A 15797-nucleotide genomic window follows, 5' to 3' on the forward strand; every position below is an offset into this window, starting at 1 on the left:
TGTAGTCCATGTCCATGAAGGTAGCGAAGCGAGCGCGCGCGCATCTACACTCGGTCATTCTTTGATACACGGAGGTTTTGTCATGCGGCGCGTGGTGTTCAATCAGAAAGGTGGCGTAGGCAAGTCCAGTATTGCCTGCAATCTGGCGGCGGTCAGTGCCAGCGAGGGTTATCGCACGCTGTTGGTGGACCTCGATGCCCAGGCCAACTCCACTCAGTATCTGACCGGGCTCACCGGCAACGACATCCCGATGGGCATTGCCGACTTCTTCAAGCAGACGCTGTCCTCGGGGCCGTTCTCAAAGAAGAATCAGGCCGATATCTACGAAACCCCGTTCGACAACCTGCACATCATCACCGCGACCGCCGAGCTGGCCGATTTGCAGCCTAAGCTTGAGGCCAAACACAAGATCAACAAGCTGCGTAAGTTGCTCGATGAGCTGTCCGAGGATTACGACCGGATTTACCTCGATACGCCGCCGGCGTTGAATTTCTATGCGGTATCGGCGCTGATTGCCGCTGATCGTGTGCTGATCCCTTTCGATTGCGACAGCTTCTCGCGCCAGGCCCTGTATGGGCTGATTGCTGAAATCGAAGAGTTGAAGGATGACCACAATGAAGGCCTGGAAGTCGAAGGCATCGTGGTCAACCAGTTTCAGGCCCGGGCGAGCCTGCCACAGCAGATCCTTGATGAGTTGATTGCCGAAGGTCTGCCGGTATTGCCGGTGTACTTGACCAGTTCGGTGCGCATGCGCGAATCGCACCAGGCCAGCATGCCGCTGATCCACCTCGACCCGCGACATAAGCTGACCCAGCAATTCGTCGAACTGCACAATCTGCTCGAAGATCACTGATCTCCCGGATTGCACCCAACCTACCTGTGGGAGCGAGCCTGCTCGCGAAGAGGCCAGTACATTCAACATCTGTGTTGACTGACCGGACGCCTTCGCGAGCAGGCTCGCTCCCACAATTGGATTTGTGTGGTGTCAGATGCCTTGGCTACGCAGCCACGCCATCAACTGCGGCAACGGCAACGCGCCACTCTGCCGCGCCACTTCCTTGCCGTTCCTGAACAGAATCAGACTCGGAATCGAGCGAATCCCCAACTGCGCCGACAACTGCTGATTCGCCTCGCTATCAAGCTTGGCCAAGCGGCACTTGCCCGCCAACTGCGCCGCCGCCTGCTCGAATACCGGCGCAAACGACTTGCACGGCCCACACCAGTCCGCCCAGACATCCACCAGCAACGGCAGATCACCCTTGATCTGACTGGCGTAATCGCCTTGCTTGAGATCGAACGGCTTGTTCAGCAGCACGGCAGATTTGCAGCGCCCGCATTTTGGCTGGTCCGCGAGGCGCTCGGCGGGGATGCGGTTGAGGCCGTTGCAGGAGGGGCAGGGGATGAGGAGTGGTTCGGTCATATTCGGCTCGTTGGCGTTCAGCGTTTCGTACGACTTATCTGGAGCCGTACGAACTGTTTATCAAGATGAGGCATTGGCACTCAGGAAGAACAACTGATCTCCAAATGCTTGCCCCACTCCGGCGGCCGCTCGGCATAAGCCTCCATCCCCGGCTGCTGCTCAAACGGTTTGCTCAACACCGCGTGCAGCCGGCGTACCTCCGAGTAATCGCCTTGCTCAGCCGCATCGATGGCTTTTTGCGCCAGGTAATTGCGCAGGATGTACAGCGGATTGACTGCATGCATCCGCGCGCGGCGCTGCGTTTGATCAGCATCGCCGTCACGGGCAGCCCGGGCGACGTAGCGTTCGCCCCAAGCGTCGAAACCCTTGATGTCGACGAAGTCATCACGCAACTGGGCGACGGCCTGCTCGGCTGATCCTTCACCGAGTCGACGGAAGAACAGCGTGTAGTCGACGCCACTGTTCTGCATCAGTTGCAGCAGGTTTTCCAGCAGTGTTTGGTCGTCATCTTCAGCTGTGGTGAAGCCTAAACGGCGGCGCATCAGGTCGAGGTAGTGCGCCTGAAACAAGGGCAAATACAAGCCGAGGGTTTCGCGCAGGGCTTCGACGCTGATGAACGGTGTCAGTGCCTGAGCCAGCGCGCTGAGGTTCCACTGGCCTACCGGCACCTGATTGCTGAACGAGTAGCGGCCCTGATCATCGGAATGGTTGCAGATGAAGTTGGCGTCGAAATCGTCGAGAAAGGCGAACGGGCCGAAGTCGAAGGTGATGCCGAGGATCGACATGTTGTCGGTGTTCATCACACCGTGGCAGAAGCCGTAAGCCTGCCACTTGGCAATCAGTTCGGCGTTGCGCTCGACGATTTCGCGGAACATCGCCAGATACGGTTCCGGCTGCTCCAGGCACTCAGGGAAATGCATCGCCAGCACGTGTTCGCCGAGCTGCTTATGCTGTTCTGGGCGTTTTGTGTAGTAGAAATATTCGAAGTGGCCGAAGCGGATGTGGCTCGGCGCCAGACGCAGGACCATTGCTGCGCGTTCCTGCTTTTCGCGCCAGACCGGGGTGTCGGAACCGATCACGCACGCCGCGCGCGACGAGGGGATGTTCAGCGCGTATAGCGCCTCGGAAGCAAGGAACTCGCGGATCGACGAACGCAACACCGCACGACCATCACCCATGCGCGAAAACGGCGTTTGCCCGGCACCCTTGAGGTGCAAGTCCCAGTGCTCGCCGGCCGCGTTGTACACCTCACCCAGCAGCAGGCCGCGACCATCGCCCAGTTGCGGCGTGTAGCCGCCGAACTGATGCCCGGAATAGACCATCGCCCGCGGTTCCGCATCGGCCCACAGCTTGTGGCCGCCGAACAGTTCGGCAAATTCCTGGGTTTCAGCGGTCGCCGGGTCGAGATCGAGCAAGGCCAGGGCCGCCGGGCTGGCGACGACCAGACGCGGATTGTCGATCGGCTCGGGCAGCACGTGAGCAGAGAACGCATCGCCCAGGCGGGCGAAGCGATTGTCGAAGGTCAGTTCGTCGAGGGCTTTCAAGGGCCGGCTCCAGCAGAATGTCCGAGCATTCTGCTGGGATTAGAACGGTTAGTCGAGTTTGGCCGGCGGCGGCTCTTGCAGCGGTTTCTGATCGTCGGCGACTGGCACGATGGTTTTGGTTTCCGGCTCGATCGGCACCATCTTGTATTCCTGACCGTGAAGGTTCTTCAGGTAGACCTCCATCTGGCGGAACGAGATGTTGATGTGCTGCTTCTTGAACTCGCGGTTGATGAAGCGGTTGACCTCATCGAGCACCGGGTTACGGTCACCGAGGTCGCGCACGTGCATGCGCAACTCGTGGTCGAGGGTGCTTTCGCCGAAGTTGAGGAAGTACACGTGCGGCTCGGGTTCCTTGAGCACGCGCGGGTTCTCGCGGGCAGCCTTGAGCAGCAGTTCCTTGACCAGATCCAGATCGGAGCCGTAATCGACGCCGAGTTTCAGCGTGACGCGGGTGATGGTGTCGGTCAGCGACCAGTTGATCAGTTGCCCGGTGATGAACGTCTTGTTCGGGACAATGATGTCCTTGCGGTCGAAGTCGGTGATGGTCGTGGCGCGGATGCGGATCTTGCTCACCGTGCCCGACAGGTTGCCGATGGTGATGGTGTCACCGATCCGTACCGGGCGTTCGAAGAGGATCATGATGCCGGAGATGAAGTTGGCGAAGATCTCCTGCATGCCGAAACCGAGGCCGACCGACAGCGCCGCCACCAGCCATTGCAACTTGTCCCAACTCACGCCGAGGGTCGACAGGGTCGAGACGAAGCCGACGCCAGCGATCACGTACGACAACAACGTGGTGGTCGCGTAGGCACTGCCCTGAGCCAGATTGAGCTTGGACAGCACAAACACTTCGAGCAAGCCGGGCAAGTTGCGCGCGAGGGCAAAGGTGATGCCGATGATGATCAGCGCGCCGAGCATGTCGCCGATGCTGATCGGCACCATGCTCATGTTGGCGCCGGTGCCGCTGGTGTATTCGTAGAGGGTGATGTTGTCGAGGTACGAGAACACCGAAATCAGGTCCGACCAGACCCAGTACAGCGCGGCGATGAAGCCGCCGAGCAGGGCCAGGCGGATCAGGCGCAGGGACTGTTCGTTGACCTTTTCGATGTCCAGCGTCGGCTCTTCGATCACCGCTTCGCCATCGCCGGCTTCTTTTGCTGCCTGACGTTTGGCCAAGGCACGCTGATAGGCCAGACGCCGTGCGGCAACGCTCAGACCACGGACGAACGTGGCTTCGATCACCAGCCAGAACATCAGCAGGTACAGGGTATTGATCAGTCGGTCGCTGAGTTTCAGCGCGGTGTAGTAGTAGCCGAAGCACACCGCCACGAACAACGCGATCGGCAGCAGGGTGAACATCACGCCGACGGCTTTGCGGAACAGCGAAGTGTTCTCGTGGGCTGGGCTGCTGATCAGCAAACGGCTGAGCAGCCATGCCATCAGGGCGTAGCAGGTCAACACCACCGGCATGCCGAGCACATCATCGGCCAGGGCCGCCGGTTGCAATTCGGCGACGGCAACAATGGTCACCAGCGCCATGACCACCAGACCCAGTCGACGAATCCAGCCTTGCAGGAATTCGACCTGAGGCTTTTCCCAACGGAAGTGCAGTTCCGCCACACCACCCGGCGCGAGAATCCGGTACGCGGTGTAGAACACCAGCCACGCCTGACCCATTTGCAGAAGAGCCGCGCCCATGTTGGCGTTCTGCCCGCGAGCATCGATCTGCAACGCCAGACCACACAAGGCCAGGCCCAACGCGACCGGCATCGCCAGCAGAATATTGATCAGGATTGCCTGCGGCGTGTGCCACTGGCTGTCGCGTTTGAAGTGACCGATGTCCTGGTGAACCTTGTTCAGCCGCGCGTACAGATTCTTGCGCCGCCACAGCAGTGCACCGATCAGCAGCGCCAGCGGCAGGAACAGCAACGGACGCTGGGTCAGGCCGTCGGTCAGTTCGCTGAGGCTGGAGGCCCACGGCAGGGTGTCGACCTGGCGTTTCAGGCGCTCCGGCACCGCGCGCATCCATTCCAGGTCCAGCGGTTTGTTGCTGGGGATCCAGAACATCTGCTCATCGAGCGTCGCACGCAGACCTTGCGCGGTGCTCAGCAGTTGTTTCTGGTTGAGTTGCAGGGTGATCGACTCGTTGAGCATGGCGCTCAGTTCGCGATTCAGACGTTCCAGCAGGTCGGCGCGGGTGTTGGCCAGATCCAGCAGGTTTTTGCGCAATTGCGGCGTGACCTGCTCCGGCGGCTGAGTGGCCAGCAGGTTATCGACATAGGCGGCCGGATTACTCAGTTGCTCACGCTGCTGGCTGACGTCGAATTGCCACAGGCGAATGTCGGCGATCTGATCCGCCAGATCGCGGTCGACCTTGAGCCGCGGCAGGGCTTGTTTCTGTTTATAGAGAATCTTCGACAGCAGCAGGCTGCCCTTGAGCACGCTGATCTGCTCGTCCAGCGCTGAATCGCTTTGGGTCAGGCTGTCGAGCTGTTGTTTGGTCTGCAGATTCTGTTGGGTGACTTCGTTGAGGCGGTCAGTGCTTTTGAGCAGGTAGTCGGAGAGCTTGAGGTTGGCCGTGCTTTCGATGGCCAGCAGACTGCTGCTACCGGCCTTCTGCGCTTCGATCGACTGCTGGGTAACGGTTTCCTGCGACTGTGCCAGACGTTTCTGGTTGATCAGGGTTTGCAGTTCCTGAATCTCGCGGTCGAGGCGGTCGGACTTCTCCGAGAGCAAGTCATGCTGGGCATTGCCCAAGTCCTGCAACTGGCTGTTGCCGGCCAGCTCCTGACGGCGCAGCGGGATCAGCGCATTCAACGCCGCCAGTTCGGCATTCAACTGGTCGCGCTGCTCGGCGGTGACGGTTTTGCCCGCATCCTTGCCGGACTTGAGAATGTTGTTGATCTGCTGGATGCGCGTCTGGCTGGCGGAAATCTCTGCCTGAGCACGTTCGGGGCGCGTCTGTGCGGTGATGATCAGACTGTTGGCTTCGGCCAGCGCTTTTTGCAGATCACTTTGCTGAGTCGAGCGATCGGTGAGGATCTGCTCCAGCTGTTGGATCGACTCTTTGGGAAAGCGCTGTGCCACCGGCACCACGGCCGTAGCCTTGAGGCGCGTCAGTTCGCGGGTGTTTTCAATGGTCTGCTTGGGTGCAGTTGCCAGTTGCTGCTTGAGATCGATCAGTCTCTGTTCGTAATCACGCTGATTGTTCAGCTGAGTCAGCGTGCTCTGCAAGGTGGTTTGCAGGGCCTTTTTATCGGCATCCGGCAGTTTGCTGTCGGCGAGCTTGTCGAGGCTGGCCTGCACGGCGTCGCTGGACGGTGGTTCGGCAGCGTACAGCGGGCCGACAGTAAGACTCAGGCCCAGCAGGGCCGCGGCGAAAAAGGAGCGCAGGGTAGGCATAGAGACCGGTCAAGCAAGTGAGAGTGGACGCAGTTTAGAGGAAGAGCCCGGGGCCCGGGCGACTTCCTTCGGGGAATCTGACGCCCACTTTGCCGATCTTGTTCCCGTCCATGACCGCAACCGTCCAGTGGGTGTTGTTCCACTCCACCTGGTCACCGACGATGGGTGCACCACCGACTTTCTGGGCGATGAAGGCGCCCAGGGTCATGTCCGGATCGATGCCCTCGGCCGGCAACCCGTAGAGCGCTGCAACCGCTTTAAGCTGGGCGTCTCCTTCGAGCACGAAGTCACCGAAGAAGCGCAAATCGAGGCCGCGTTGCGGTGCCTGGCTGAACAGTTTTCCGAGGGCGCCGAGGTTGTGTTCATGGCCGATAACGCACAGCAAATCATCGACTTCCAGCACCGTACTACCCGACGGATGGAGCAGTTGCTGGCCACGAAACAGTGCCGCGATACGTGTGCCTTCGGGCATTTTCAGTTCGCGCAGGGGCGAACCGATGCACCACTTCTCTGCACCGAGCTTGTAAACGAACAGCTCCCACTCGCTGGTGACGTGGACTTCCAGCGCCGCCCGGGAAATCGGCGCGGGCTCTGGAGGTACCGTTACTTTCAGCAGCTTGGCCACCCATGGCAGGCTTGTGCCTTGCACTAGCAGCGACACCAGCACGATAAAGAACGCGAGGTTGAAGTACAGCTGCGCATTCGGCAGCCCGGCCATCAGCGGGAACACCGCCAGAATGATCGGTACCGCGCCGCGCAGGCCGACCCAGGAGATAAAGGCTTTCTCGCGGCCATGGAACGCTTTGAACGGCAGCAGGCCGACCATGACCGACAGTGGCCGCGCAAACAGAATCATCCACAGCGCCAGACCGAGGGCGGGCAGGGCGATCGGCAGCAAATCGTGCGGCGTGACCAGCAATCCCAGCACGAGGAACATGCCGATCTGCGCCAGCCACGCCATGCCGTCGAGCATGTGCAGAATGCCGTGGCGGCTGCGCACCGGGCGGTTGCCAATGACCAGACCGCACAGGTAAACGGCGAGGAAGCCGCTGCCGTGCAGGGCGTTGGTCAGGGCGAACACCACCAGACCGCCGGCGATGACCAGAATCGGATACAGACCGGCCGCCAGATTGATCCGGTTGACCAGTTGCAGCATCAGCCAGCCTCCGCCGAGACCGATCACGCCGCCGATGCCGAACTCGCGGATCAGGTGCGTCAGCAGACTCCAGTGCAGACCGGTCTGGCCACTGGCGAGCATGTCGATCAGGGTCACGGTGAGAAACACCGCCATCGGGTCGTTGCTGCCGGATTCGATCTCCAGACTGGCGGTGACCCGTTCGTTCAGGCCTTTGCCGCCGAGCAGCGAGAACACCGCCGCGGCGTCGGTCGAGCCAACGATGGCGCCGATCAACAAGCCTTGAATCAGATTGAGGTCGAACAGCCACGCGGCGGCCATGCCGGTCAGCCCGGTGGTGATCAACACCCCGACCGTGGCCAGCGATAGCGCCGGCCATAACGCCACGCGGAAACTCGACACCCGTGTACGCAAGCCGCCGTCGAGGAGGATCACTGCCAGTGCGAGGTTGCCGACCAGATAGGCCGTCGGGTAGTTATCGAAAATGATCCCGCCGCCATCGACCCCGGCGGCCATGCCGACCGCGAGAATAATGACCAGAATCGGGATGCCGAGACGGGAAGAAAGAGAACTGACAAGAATGCTTGCGCCTACCAGCAACGCGCCGATCAAGAACAGGCTGTTGATGGTCGTCGCATTCAAAGGCAGTACTCCAGAAGCGTAAAGACGGGCACAAACTGACCATGCAGTCTGCGTGCCAGCGATTCTAACCTGTTGAAATGTGATGCTGTCAAAAAGGTTTTTACGCTGGCGTGTTCGGGATTTTGGTTCGGCTGAAGATTGCAGCCCTCACCCTAGCCCTCTCCCAGGGGGAGAGGGGACTGATCGCGGTGTTTGTGCGAGGTACATCGACCTGAAAATTCTGAGTCGAACTCAGGTTTGAAAAGCACAAAGATCTGCTCCCTTTCCCCTCTCCCGAGGGTAGAGGGGACTGATCGCGGTGTTTGTGCGAGGTACATCGACTGAAAATTCTGAATCGAACTCAGCTTTGAAAAGCACAAAGATCTGCTCCCTTTCCCCTCTCCCGAGGGTAGAGGGGACTGATCGCGGTGTTTGTGCGAGGTACGCCGACCTGAAATTCCGAGTCGAACTCAGACTTTGAAAAGCATGAAGATTTGCTCCCTTTCTCCCTCTCCCGGGGTGAGAGGGGGACCGACCGCGGTGTTCGTTCAAGTTACACCGACCTGAAATTCCGAGTCGAACTCAGACTTTGAAAAGCATGAAAATCTGCCCCCTTTCCCCCCTCTCCCTCTGGGAGAGGGCTGGGGTGAGGGCGCTTTTGATCTTGATCTTGATTTACTGAATTACAGGCTGAACCGCCCAACCATGTTGTTCAGGTCCAGTGCCAACCGCGACAGTTCATTACTCGCCGCACTGGTCTGATTCGCCCCGGTCGCCGACTGCACCGACAAATCACGAATATTCACCAGATTACGATCCACTTCCCGCGCCACCTGCGCCTGCTCTTCGGCGGCGCTGGCGATTACCAGGTTGCGCTCGTTGATCTCGACGATGGCGGTGTTGATGGTGTCCAGCGACATGCCGGCACCACGGGCGATGTTCAGGGTCGACTCAGCACGCTCGGTACTGTTGCGCATCGAATCCACGGCGTGTTCGGTGCCGCTCTGAATGCTGCCGATCATCCGCTCGATTTCACTGGTCGACTGCTGAGTGCGATGCGCCAGGGCACGGACTTCATCCGCCACCACGGCAAAACCACGACCGGCTTCACCGGCACGCGCCGCTTCAATCGCTGCGTTCAGTGCCAGCAGATTGGTTTGATCGGCCAGACCACGAATCACATCCAGCACTTTGCCGATATCGCGGGATTCATTGGCCAGATCGCCGATCAGCGACGCAGTGCTCTGCACATCGGCGCTCATGCGTTCGATGGCGCTGACGGTTTCCTGCACCAGATCACGACCGTCACCGGCCGAGGTGGTGGCGTTCTTCGAGGCTTCCGAAGTGCTCACGGCGTTGCGTGCGACTTCTTCCACAGCACTGGTCATCTCGTTGACCGCAGTGGCTGCTTGTTCGATTTCGTTGTTCTGCTGAGTCAGGCCACGCGCGCTTTCGTCGGTGACGCTGTTCAGTTCTTCGGCGGCCGAAGCGAGCTGAGTGGCCGAGCCGGAAATACGCTGCAGAGTGTCACGCAGCTTCGATTGCATCTTGGCCATGGCCGCGAGCAGGCGTCCTGCCTCGTCTTCACCGTCAACGTGGATCGGCTGGGTCAGGTTGCCTTCGGCGATGGTTTCCGCAGCTTCCAATGCTTTGGAGATCGGCTTGGTAATGCTCACGGTCAGCAGCCAGGCGAAGAGGAACGTCAGGCCAGTGGCGATCACCAACAGCGTGACCACAAGGTTGAAAGACATCGAAAACTGATCGCTCGCGCCCTTATCCGTGTCGGCGATTTGCTGGGTGTTGATCTCCAGCAGGCGCGCCAGGGCGCTGTTCACCGCTTCCGAGTTGCTCAGCAAGTCCGAGTTGAGCATCTGCCGCAGTTCATCGATCTGATTGTTGCGCGACAGGGTTTTCATCCGCTCTTCAAGCTGGCGGTACTGCGCGAGCAACTGCACGTATTGATCATAAGCCGCACGTTCTTGCGGGCCGTCGATCAACGGTTCGTAGGCGCGCTGGGCGTCGGCGATCTGCTTGTTGCGCAGCTCGAACAGTTCGACAGTCTTTTGTTGAACGTCCGGTTCACGGTTGATCAGCAACCGATACGACAAAACGCGCAGGCGCAGGGTCAGTTGGGTGAATTCGTCGAGGGCCTTGATCGAAGGCACGCTGGCCGTGGCGATGTCTTCGCCCGCCGCGCGGATTTTGCTCATCTGATTCAGCGCGAACACGCCGAGAATCAGCATCAGGCCGCCGATCAGAGCGAAGCCGGTAAACGCCCGTGGGGCGATATTCATATTGCGAAGGGACATGGGGCGGATACCAAGAGAGGGCCGCTTCCATGCGGGCTGAGACTGCTGTATGGATGACTTATCGGTCATACGACTAAAGTCTTGAGGCGGTGTGCGTATTTGTCGCACAAGGGCTTGGGCGACGAAGTGCAGGAACCAGATCGGCAGATCACAGTCTTTAAAACTCGCGAGAACGGTCGGCCACCAGGAAAATCAAGGCCTTGCGCCGGTTTAACCCTGGCATCCGTGGTGACTTTTCTTTATCGTACGCGCCCTTTGAAAAACGCTTGGAAGATCAAAATGTTGGAAGCATCCCTCAGCCAATTGGAACAGCTCGTCAGCGACCTGGTGCAACAGAACCAGACTCTCGCGCAAACCAACCAGACCCTGTCCACGGAACTGGCTCAGGCCAAGGATGAAAACGAAAGCCTGCAACTGAACCTGATGGAGCAGGAAGAAAAACACGGCGCCACTGCTGCACGCATTCAGGCACTGGTTGATCGCGTCAATGCCGGTCCTGTCAGCGCATGAACCACCACACAGCAGGGGTAAAAGTCGTCTCCATTCTCGGGGAGGACTATTCGATCAAGGCACCGGCCGGGGAAGAACAGACCCTGCTGGACGCGGCAATGATGCTCAAGGTTGCCCTGGACGACACCAAACGCAAATACCCGACGCTGATCGGTGATCGCTTGCTGGTGTTGGCGGCGATGAATCTGTGCTCGCAGCAGATTGAAATGAAAAAGCAACACCAGGAAGAACTCGACCGTTACCAAGAGCAAGTCAGCGCCACGGTCGACACTATCGCCAAGACCATTAACCAAGGCTGACAGCTGGACAATGGGTTATTCAGGTGGCGGCTCTATATCACTGTGATGAAATATCTGTCACCTCCATTGTAAAAATATCCTTTATAAGCAATAGGATAGTCATCTAATAGATCACCGATCTCTACGAACTCTAAGAAATCGTCCCAACTGATCAATTCCTTTGATGGGTAGGTTTTTGTTCCAGTCGTAACTTCGATTCGAAATTTATCATCGACTGAAATGAACGATTTTGAAGTGACGAGCGAATCGTCAGTAAAGCTGTCTCCGATTTGAATGCGCTGCAGCATTTCTTCAAAGGTAAAAAAACGGGTTTGGGGCGATTGTTTTTCACGTTTTGCACGTTCTTGCAAAGCCTTACTGTTCATGGCGGAATCCATTGAGATTGATTGGAGATTAAAACCTTACGCGCCTTTGAATGAGCTGAAACCTGTAATAGTTGACAGTTGACAACAGCATATTGATCTGAGATTTCCATTTTAGTGTATGCAAGTTTTGCTAGATCTTGCGAGATCAATGTATACAGTCGGCACAACAGTTGCAGTGTTTCAGCCTCTTATTCTTTGGGGGTGCTCCATGCAGTTGTGGCGACGCAGTATTCAATGGCAGCTGATTCTCAGCATGGGCACCGCCCTGCTGGTCAGTATCCTGATCGTGGTTGGCATTTATACCCTGGTGGTCAACCGCCTCGCCCAGAGCTATCTGGTCGAACAAGCACTGCCGTCGAGCATCGAAGCGACGCGCAACGATATCGAACGCATCCTTGTGCAACCGCTGACAGCGGCCAAGGATATTGCCAGCAACACGATGGTCCGCGATTGGCTCGCCTCGGGTGAAGACAGCAGCAAAACAGCGGGCTTTGCGCAGTATCTGGAAGGCATCCGCGCCGAACATAAAGCTTTCACCGCTTTGATCATCGGCACCGAATCAAATCACTACATCACCGAAAAAGGTCTGGATCGCACCCTCAGTCGCACCAAACCGGCTGACGCGTGGTTCTATTCTTTCCTCGACAGCAATCAGCCGCGCACCCTCAATATCGACAACGACGGGGCTACGGGAGAGTTGGCGCTGTTCATCGATTTGAAGGTCGAGCAGGCCGGCAAAGTGGTTGGTGTGGCCGGGCTCGGTTTAAGCATGAAAGAGCTGTCGGAGCTGATTCACAACTTCAGCTTTGGTGAGCGCGGCAAGGTCTATCTCGTGCGTTCCGACGGTTTGATCCAGGTGCATCCCGAGGCGCAGTTCAGCGGCAAACGCACCTTGAGCGAGCAGATTGGCGCCAATGCGGCGCAGTCCGTCATGGGCCAGAAAACGGCGATCAGCAGCAGCTTCCAGAGGGATGGCGAAGACTTCCTCGCCTTCAGCCTGCCATTGCGCGATTTGGGCTGGACTCTGGTGGCCGAAGTGCCGCAGTCGCAGATCTACGCCGAAGCCCGTAAAGCAATGTGGATGAGCGGCGGCATTGGTCTGGCCGTGGCACTGGTGTGCCTCGCTTTGGTGGTGTGGCTGGCGCAAGGTTTGGTGCGGCCGATTCGCCAAGTAACAGCTGCGTTGGTAGCAATCGGTAGCGGTGGGGGAGATTTGACCCACCGGTTAGATTCCAGTCGCGCCGATGAGTTGGGCGACCTCGCGCGCGGCTTCAATCGTTTCCTCGACAGCCAGCGCGGCATGATCGCTGAAGTGCTGACCACCAGCGAACGTCTGCGCACGGCTGTGGGGCAAGTGGCGAAAGTGGTGGAAAACACTGCCGAGCGTTCCGGCCGTCAGCAGGAAATGACCGACATGGTTGCGACGGCGGTTCACGAGATGGGCCTGACGGTTCAGGAGATTGCGCAGAACGCCGGTAATGCGGCGCTGGCCTCGCAGACCGCACGAGATGAAGCAATGCAGGCGCGGGAAGTGGTCGGCGGCTCGATTCGGCATATTGAAAGCATGTCGGATGAGATTGGCGTCGCGGCGGGTGCGGTCGGTGAGTTGGCGCATCAAGTGGCGTCGATCGACTCTGTGCTAGCAGTGATTCGCGGCGTTTCCGAACAGACCAATTTGCTGGCACTCAACGCTGCCATCGAAGCGGCGCGCGCCGGCGACATGGGACGCGGCTTTGCAGTTGTCGCCGATGAAGTGCGCACCTTGGCACGACGCACGCAGGCCTCCACCGACGAAATTCAACAGATGATCGGCAGCCTCAAGCAGGGGGCGGAAAACGCCGTGTCGTCGATGCGCACCGGGCAAGCGGCAACCGGCACCGGGGTTGAGTCCAGCCAGCGCACCGGGGCGTCGTTGACGGCGATTACCGGTCAGGTCGAGCGCATCAGTGACATGAACCATCAGGTGGCGACGGCGACGGAAGAGCAGTCGGCGGTGACGGAGGAAATCAACCGTAACGTGCAGGGCATTTCCGATCTGGCGCGGGCGACGGCGGGGGAGGTTCGGGCGTGTCGTGAGGATTGTCAGATGTTGCAGAGGCTGGCGGATGATCTGGCGCGGCAGATGGGTGGGTTCAAGTTGAGCTGAGTGCTGAAGCAGAAAAGCCCCCACCCTAACCCTCTCCCGGAGGGAGAGGGGACTGATCGTGGGATGCTTGAGTAATACGCCGACCTGGGAGTGCAGTACCGAATCCATAATAGACGCGGTGTTTCAGGTCGATGTATAGCGCCAGACATCTCGGTCGGCTCCCTCTCCCTTTGGGAGAGGGCTGGGGTGAGGGTAGCGTTTCAGAACCAGGCATCCTGCATCGCCAGACACGTATCATCCCGCGCCTCCAGCAACGCCAGTTCATGGTGGCACCCCGGCACTTCCCACGTCAGAAAATACCGCGCCGCCTGCAACTTGCCCTTATAGAAGTCGACATCCGCCGCATTACCTTTCAGCAACCCTTCCTCAGCACGAATCGCCTGCTCCAGCCAGCGCCAGCCAATCACTGCGTGTCCGAACACCTTCAGGTACAACGCCGAATTCGCCAGGCTGCTGTTGACCTTGCCCTGTGCCAGATCGGTCAGTAAACCAATGGTCACGGTTTGCAGGCGCGCCACCAGTTTCTCCAATGGCTCACGCAGGGCGGTCAGTGATTCATACGCCGTTGCGCGCTCTGCCGTGGTGGCGATCAGTCGAATCAATTGCTTCAATCCCGCGCCACCGTTCTGCGCCAATTTACGCCCGAGCAAATCCAGCGACTGAATGCCGTGAGTGCCTTCGTGGATCGGGTTCAAGCGGTTATCGCGGTAGTACTGCTCCACCGGGTATTCGCGGGTGTAGCCGTGACCGCCAAGAATCTGGATCGCCAGTTCGTTGGCCTTGAGGCAGAACTCCGACGGCCAGGATTTGACGATTGGTGTCAGCAGATCCAGCAACTCATGCGCCTGCTTGCGCTCGGCTTCGGTCTCAAGCGTCGTGGTGTCATCGAATAGCCGCGCTGCATAGAGGCCGAGGTCAAATGCCCCTTCGACGTAGGATTTTTGCGTCAGCAGCATGCGTCGTACATCCGCGTGCTGAATGATCGCCACTGGTGCCGTTGTCGGATCCTTGCTGTCCGGCACGCGACCCTGCGGACGCTCGCGGGCGTATTCCAGCGAATACAGATACCCGGCATAACCGAGCATCACCGCGCCCATGCCGACGCCGATCCGCGCTTCGTTCATCATCTGGAACATGTAGCTCAAACCGCGATGCGGCTCGCCCACCAGATAGCCGACGCACTCACCGTTATCGCCGAAGTTCAGCGCTGTGGAGGTGGTACCACGCCAGCCCATTTTGTGGAACAGTCCGGCCAGCAGTACGTCATTGCGCTGGCCGAGGCTGCCGTCATCGTTGACCAAAAACTTTGGCACGATAAACAGCGAGATGCCTTTAACGCCCGCAGGCGCGTCCGGCAGTTTGGCCAGGACCATGTGCACGATGTTTTCCGAGAGTGGATGATCGCCGCCGGAGATGAAGATCTTGTTGCCCTTGAGGCGATAGGTGCCGTCGGACGCAGGCTCGGCGCGCGTACGAATATCCGACAGTGACGAACCGGCGTGCGGCTCGGTCAGCGCCATGGTGCCGAAGAAGCGGCCATCGATCATGGGCTGCAGGAAGCGCTGTTTCTGTTCCTCCGTGCCGAAGCTTTCAATCAGGTTCGCCGCGCCCATGGTCAGGAACGGGTATGACGTCGAAGCGGCGTTGGCAGACTGGAAATGCGCGAAGCAGGCTTGAGATAAAAGCGTAGGAAGTTGCATCCCACCAGCGTCGAAACTTCTCGCGGCGTTGAGGAATCCGGCCTCAAGGAAGGCATCCACCGCCGGTTTCACTTCCGGAATCAGAATCGCCTGACCGTCTTCGTAGCGCGGTTCGTTCTCGTCGCCCTTGCGGTTGTGCGGCGCAAAGTACTTCTCGGCGATGCTGCGCGCGGTGCCGATGGCGGCGTCGAAGGTCTCGCGGTTGTGCTCGGCAAAGCGCTCACGCCGGGTCAGGCCCTCGGCATCGAGGACTTCATACAGCTCGAAAGCCAGATTGCGGGAACTGAGCAGCGTCTCGGACATGGCGGCCTACCTGAAATTGGGGTTGGGCCGAGTCTAGGCGTGC

The 15797-nt window shown here is 59.0% G+C and carries 11 protein-coding genes and 1 pseudogene; 4 read left to right on the forward strand and 8 right to left on the reverse strand.

The genetic code is table 11. The features are described 5' to 3' along the window. Nucleotides 1-82 precede the first annotated feature (82 nt). The gene (locus tag F8N44_RS08835; RefSeq protein WP_038360142.1) at nucleotides 83-853 is read left to right on the forward strand and encodes a ParA family protein; all 771 of its coding nucleotides are present in this window, start codon (nucleotides 83-85) and stop codon (nucleotides 851-853) included. A gap of 132 nt (nucleotides 854-985) precedes the next feature. Here the strand turns inward: F8N44_RS08835 and trxC are convergent, their stop codons facing one another. The 6 genes and pseudogenes from trxC to F8N44_RS32170 form a co-directional block, all read right to left on the reverse strand. Continuing rightward, the gene (trxC, locus tag F8N44_RS08840; RefSeq protein WP_150650045.1) at nucleotides 986-1420 is read right to left on the reverse strand and encodes a thioredoxin TrxC; all 435 of its coding nucleotides are present in this window, start codon (nucleotides 1418-1420) and stop codon (nucleotides 986-988) included. 80 nt (nucleotides 1421-1500) lie between these two features. Continuing rightward, complete coding sequence (gene selO, locus F8N44_RS08845; RefSeq protein WP_150650046.1) at nucleotides 1501-2964, reverse strand: protein adenylyltransferase SelO; 1464 nt, start codon at nucleotides 2962-2964, stop codon at nucleotides 1501-1503. Nucleotides 2965-3012: 48 nt separating this feature from the next. Continuing rightward, nucleotides 3013-6366: a mechanosensitive channel MscK gene (gene mscK, locus F8N44_RS08850; RefSeq protein ID WP_150650047.1), complete on the reverse strand. Its 3354-nt coding sequence runs from the start codon at nucleotides 6364-6366 to the stop codon at nucleotides 3013-3015. A gap of 34 nt (nucleotides 6367-6400) precedes the next feature. Further along, nucleotides 6401-8143 carry a potassium/proton antiporter gene (locus F8N44_RS08855; protein ID WP_016983888.1) on the reverse strand — a complete coding sequence of 581 codons (1743 nt, stop codon included), beginning with the start codon at nucleotides 8141-8143 and terminating at the stop codon, nucleotides 6401-6403. 662 nt (nucleotides 8144-8805) lie between these two features. Then, nucleotides 8806-9678: a methyl-accepting chemotaxis protein gene (locus F8N44_RS32165; RefSeq protein ID WP_371042268.1), complete on the reverse strand. Its 873-nt coding sequence runs from the start codon at nucleotides 9676-9678 to the stop codon at nucleotides 8806-8808. A 30-nt stretch (nucleotides 9679-9708) separates the two neighbouring features. Further along, nucleotides 9709-10500: pseudogene (locus F8N44_RS32170) on the reverse strand (MCP four helix bundle domain-containing protein); the annotation flags it as partial. A gap of 210 nt (nucleotides 10501-10710) precedes the next feature. Here F8N44_RS32170 and F8N44_RS08865 point away from each other — a divergent pair. Continuing rightward, entirely contained in the window at nucleotides 10711-10941 is a 231-nt protein-coding gene (locus F8N44_RS08865; RefSeq protein ID WP_007909525.1) for a hypothetical protein, read from the forward strand. Continuing rightward, the gene (locus F8N44_RS08870; protein WP_150650049.1) at nucleotides 10938-11240 is read left to right on the forward strand and encodes a cell division protein ZapA; all 303 of its coding nucleotides are present in this window, start codon (nucleotides 10938-10940) and stop codon (nucleotides 11238-11240) included. Before F8N44_RS08865 ends, F8N44_RS08870 begins: the two co-directional genes overlap by 4 nt. A gap of 32 nt (nucleotides 11241-11272) precedes the next feature. Here the strand turns inward: F8N44_RS08870 and F8N44_RS08875 are convergent, their stop codons facing one another. Further along, entirely contained in the window at nucleotides 11273-11605 is a 333-nt protein-coding gene (locus F8N44_RS08875) for a hypothetical protein (RefSeq protein ID WP_150650050.1), read from the reverse strand. A gap of 208 nt (nucleotides 11606-11813) precedes the next feature. On the opposite strand from F8N44_RS08875, the gene F8N44_RS08880 reads away from it, so the two are divergent. Further along, nucleotides 11814-13751, forward strand: coding sequence for a methyl-accepting chemotaxis protein (locus F8N44_RS08880; RefSeq protein WP_150650051.1), 1938 nt, complete (start codon nucleotides 11814-11816; stop codon nucleotides 13749-13751). Nucleotides 13752-13951: 200 nt separating this feature from the next. On the opposite strand, the gene F8N44_RS08885 is transcribed toward F8N44_RS08880, so the two are convergent. Beyond that, nucleotides 13952-15754 (reverse strand): acyl-CoA dehydrogenase, encoded by a 1803-nt coding sequence (locus F8N44_RS08885; RefSeq protein WP_150650052.1) that lies wholly within the window; start codon nucleotides 15752-15754, stop codon nucleotides 13952-13954. Nucleotides 15755-15797 lie beyond the last annotated feature (43 nt).

Origin of the sequence: Pseudomonas fluorescens (genome assembly GCF_902497745.1) — a bacterium.
In the GTDB taxonomy this organism is placed as follows: Bacteria; Pseudomonadota; Gammaproteobacteria; order Pseudomonadales; family Pseudomonadaceae; genus Aquipseudomonas; species Aquipseudomonas fluorescens_BM.

What these genes read in the sequence shown, in the direction of transcription:
- F8N44_RS08835 (WP_038360142.1), top strand. Translation starts at nt 83, where the DNA reads ATGCGGCGCGTGGTGTTCAATCAGAAAGGTGGCGTAGGCAAGTCCAGT.
- trxC (WP_150650045.1), bottom strand. Translation starts at nt 1,420, where the DNA reads ATGACCGAACCACTCCTCATCCCCTGCCCCTCCTGCAACGGCCTCAAC.
- mscK (WP_150650047.1), bottom strand. Translation starts at nt 6,366, where the DNA reads ATGCCTACCCTGCGCTCCTTTTTCGCCGCGGCCCTGCTGGGCCTGAGT.
- F8N44_RS32165 (WP_371042268.1), bottom strand. Translation starts at nt 9,678, where the DNA reads ATGGCCAAGATGCAATCGAAGCTGCGTGACACTCTGCAGCGTATTTCC.
- F8N44_RS08865 (WP_007909525.1), top strand. Translation starts at nt 10,711, where the DNA reads ATGTTGGAAGCATCCCTCAGCCAATTGGAACAGCTCGTCAGCGACCTG.
- F8N44_RS08870 (WP_150650049.1), top strand. Translation starts at nt 10,938, where the DNA reads ATGAACCACCACACAGCAGGGGTAAAAGTCGTCTCCATTCTCGGGGAG.
- F8N44_RS08875 (WP_150650050.1), bottom strand. Translation starts at nt 11,605, where the DNA reads ATGAACAGTAAGGCTTTGCAAGAACGTGCAAAACGTGAAAAACAATCG.
- F8N44_RS08880 (WP_150650051.1), top strand. Translation starts at nt 11,814, where the DNA reads ATGCAGTTGTGGCGACGCAGTATTCAATGGCAGCTGATTCTCAGCATG.
- F8N44_RS08885 (WP_150650052.1), bottom strand. Translation starts at nt 15,754, where the DNA reads ATGTCCGAGACGCTGCTCAGTTCCCGCAATCTGGCTTTCGAGCTGTAT.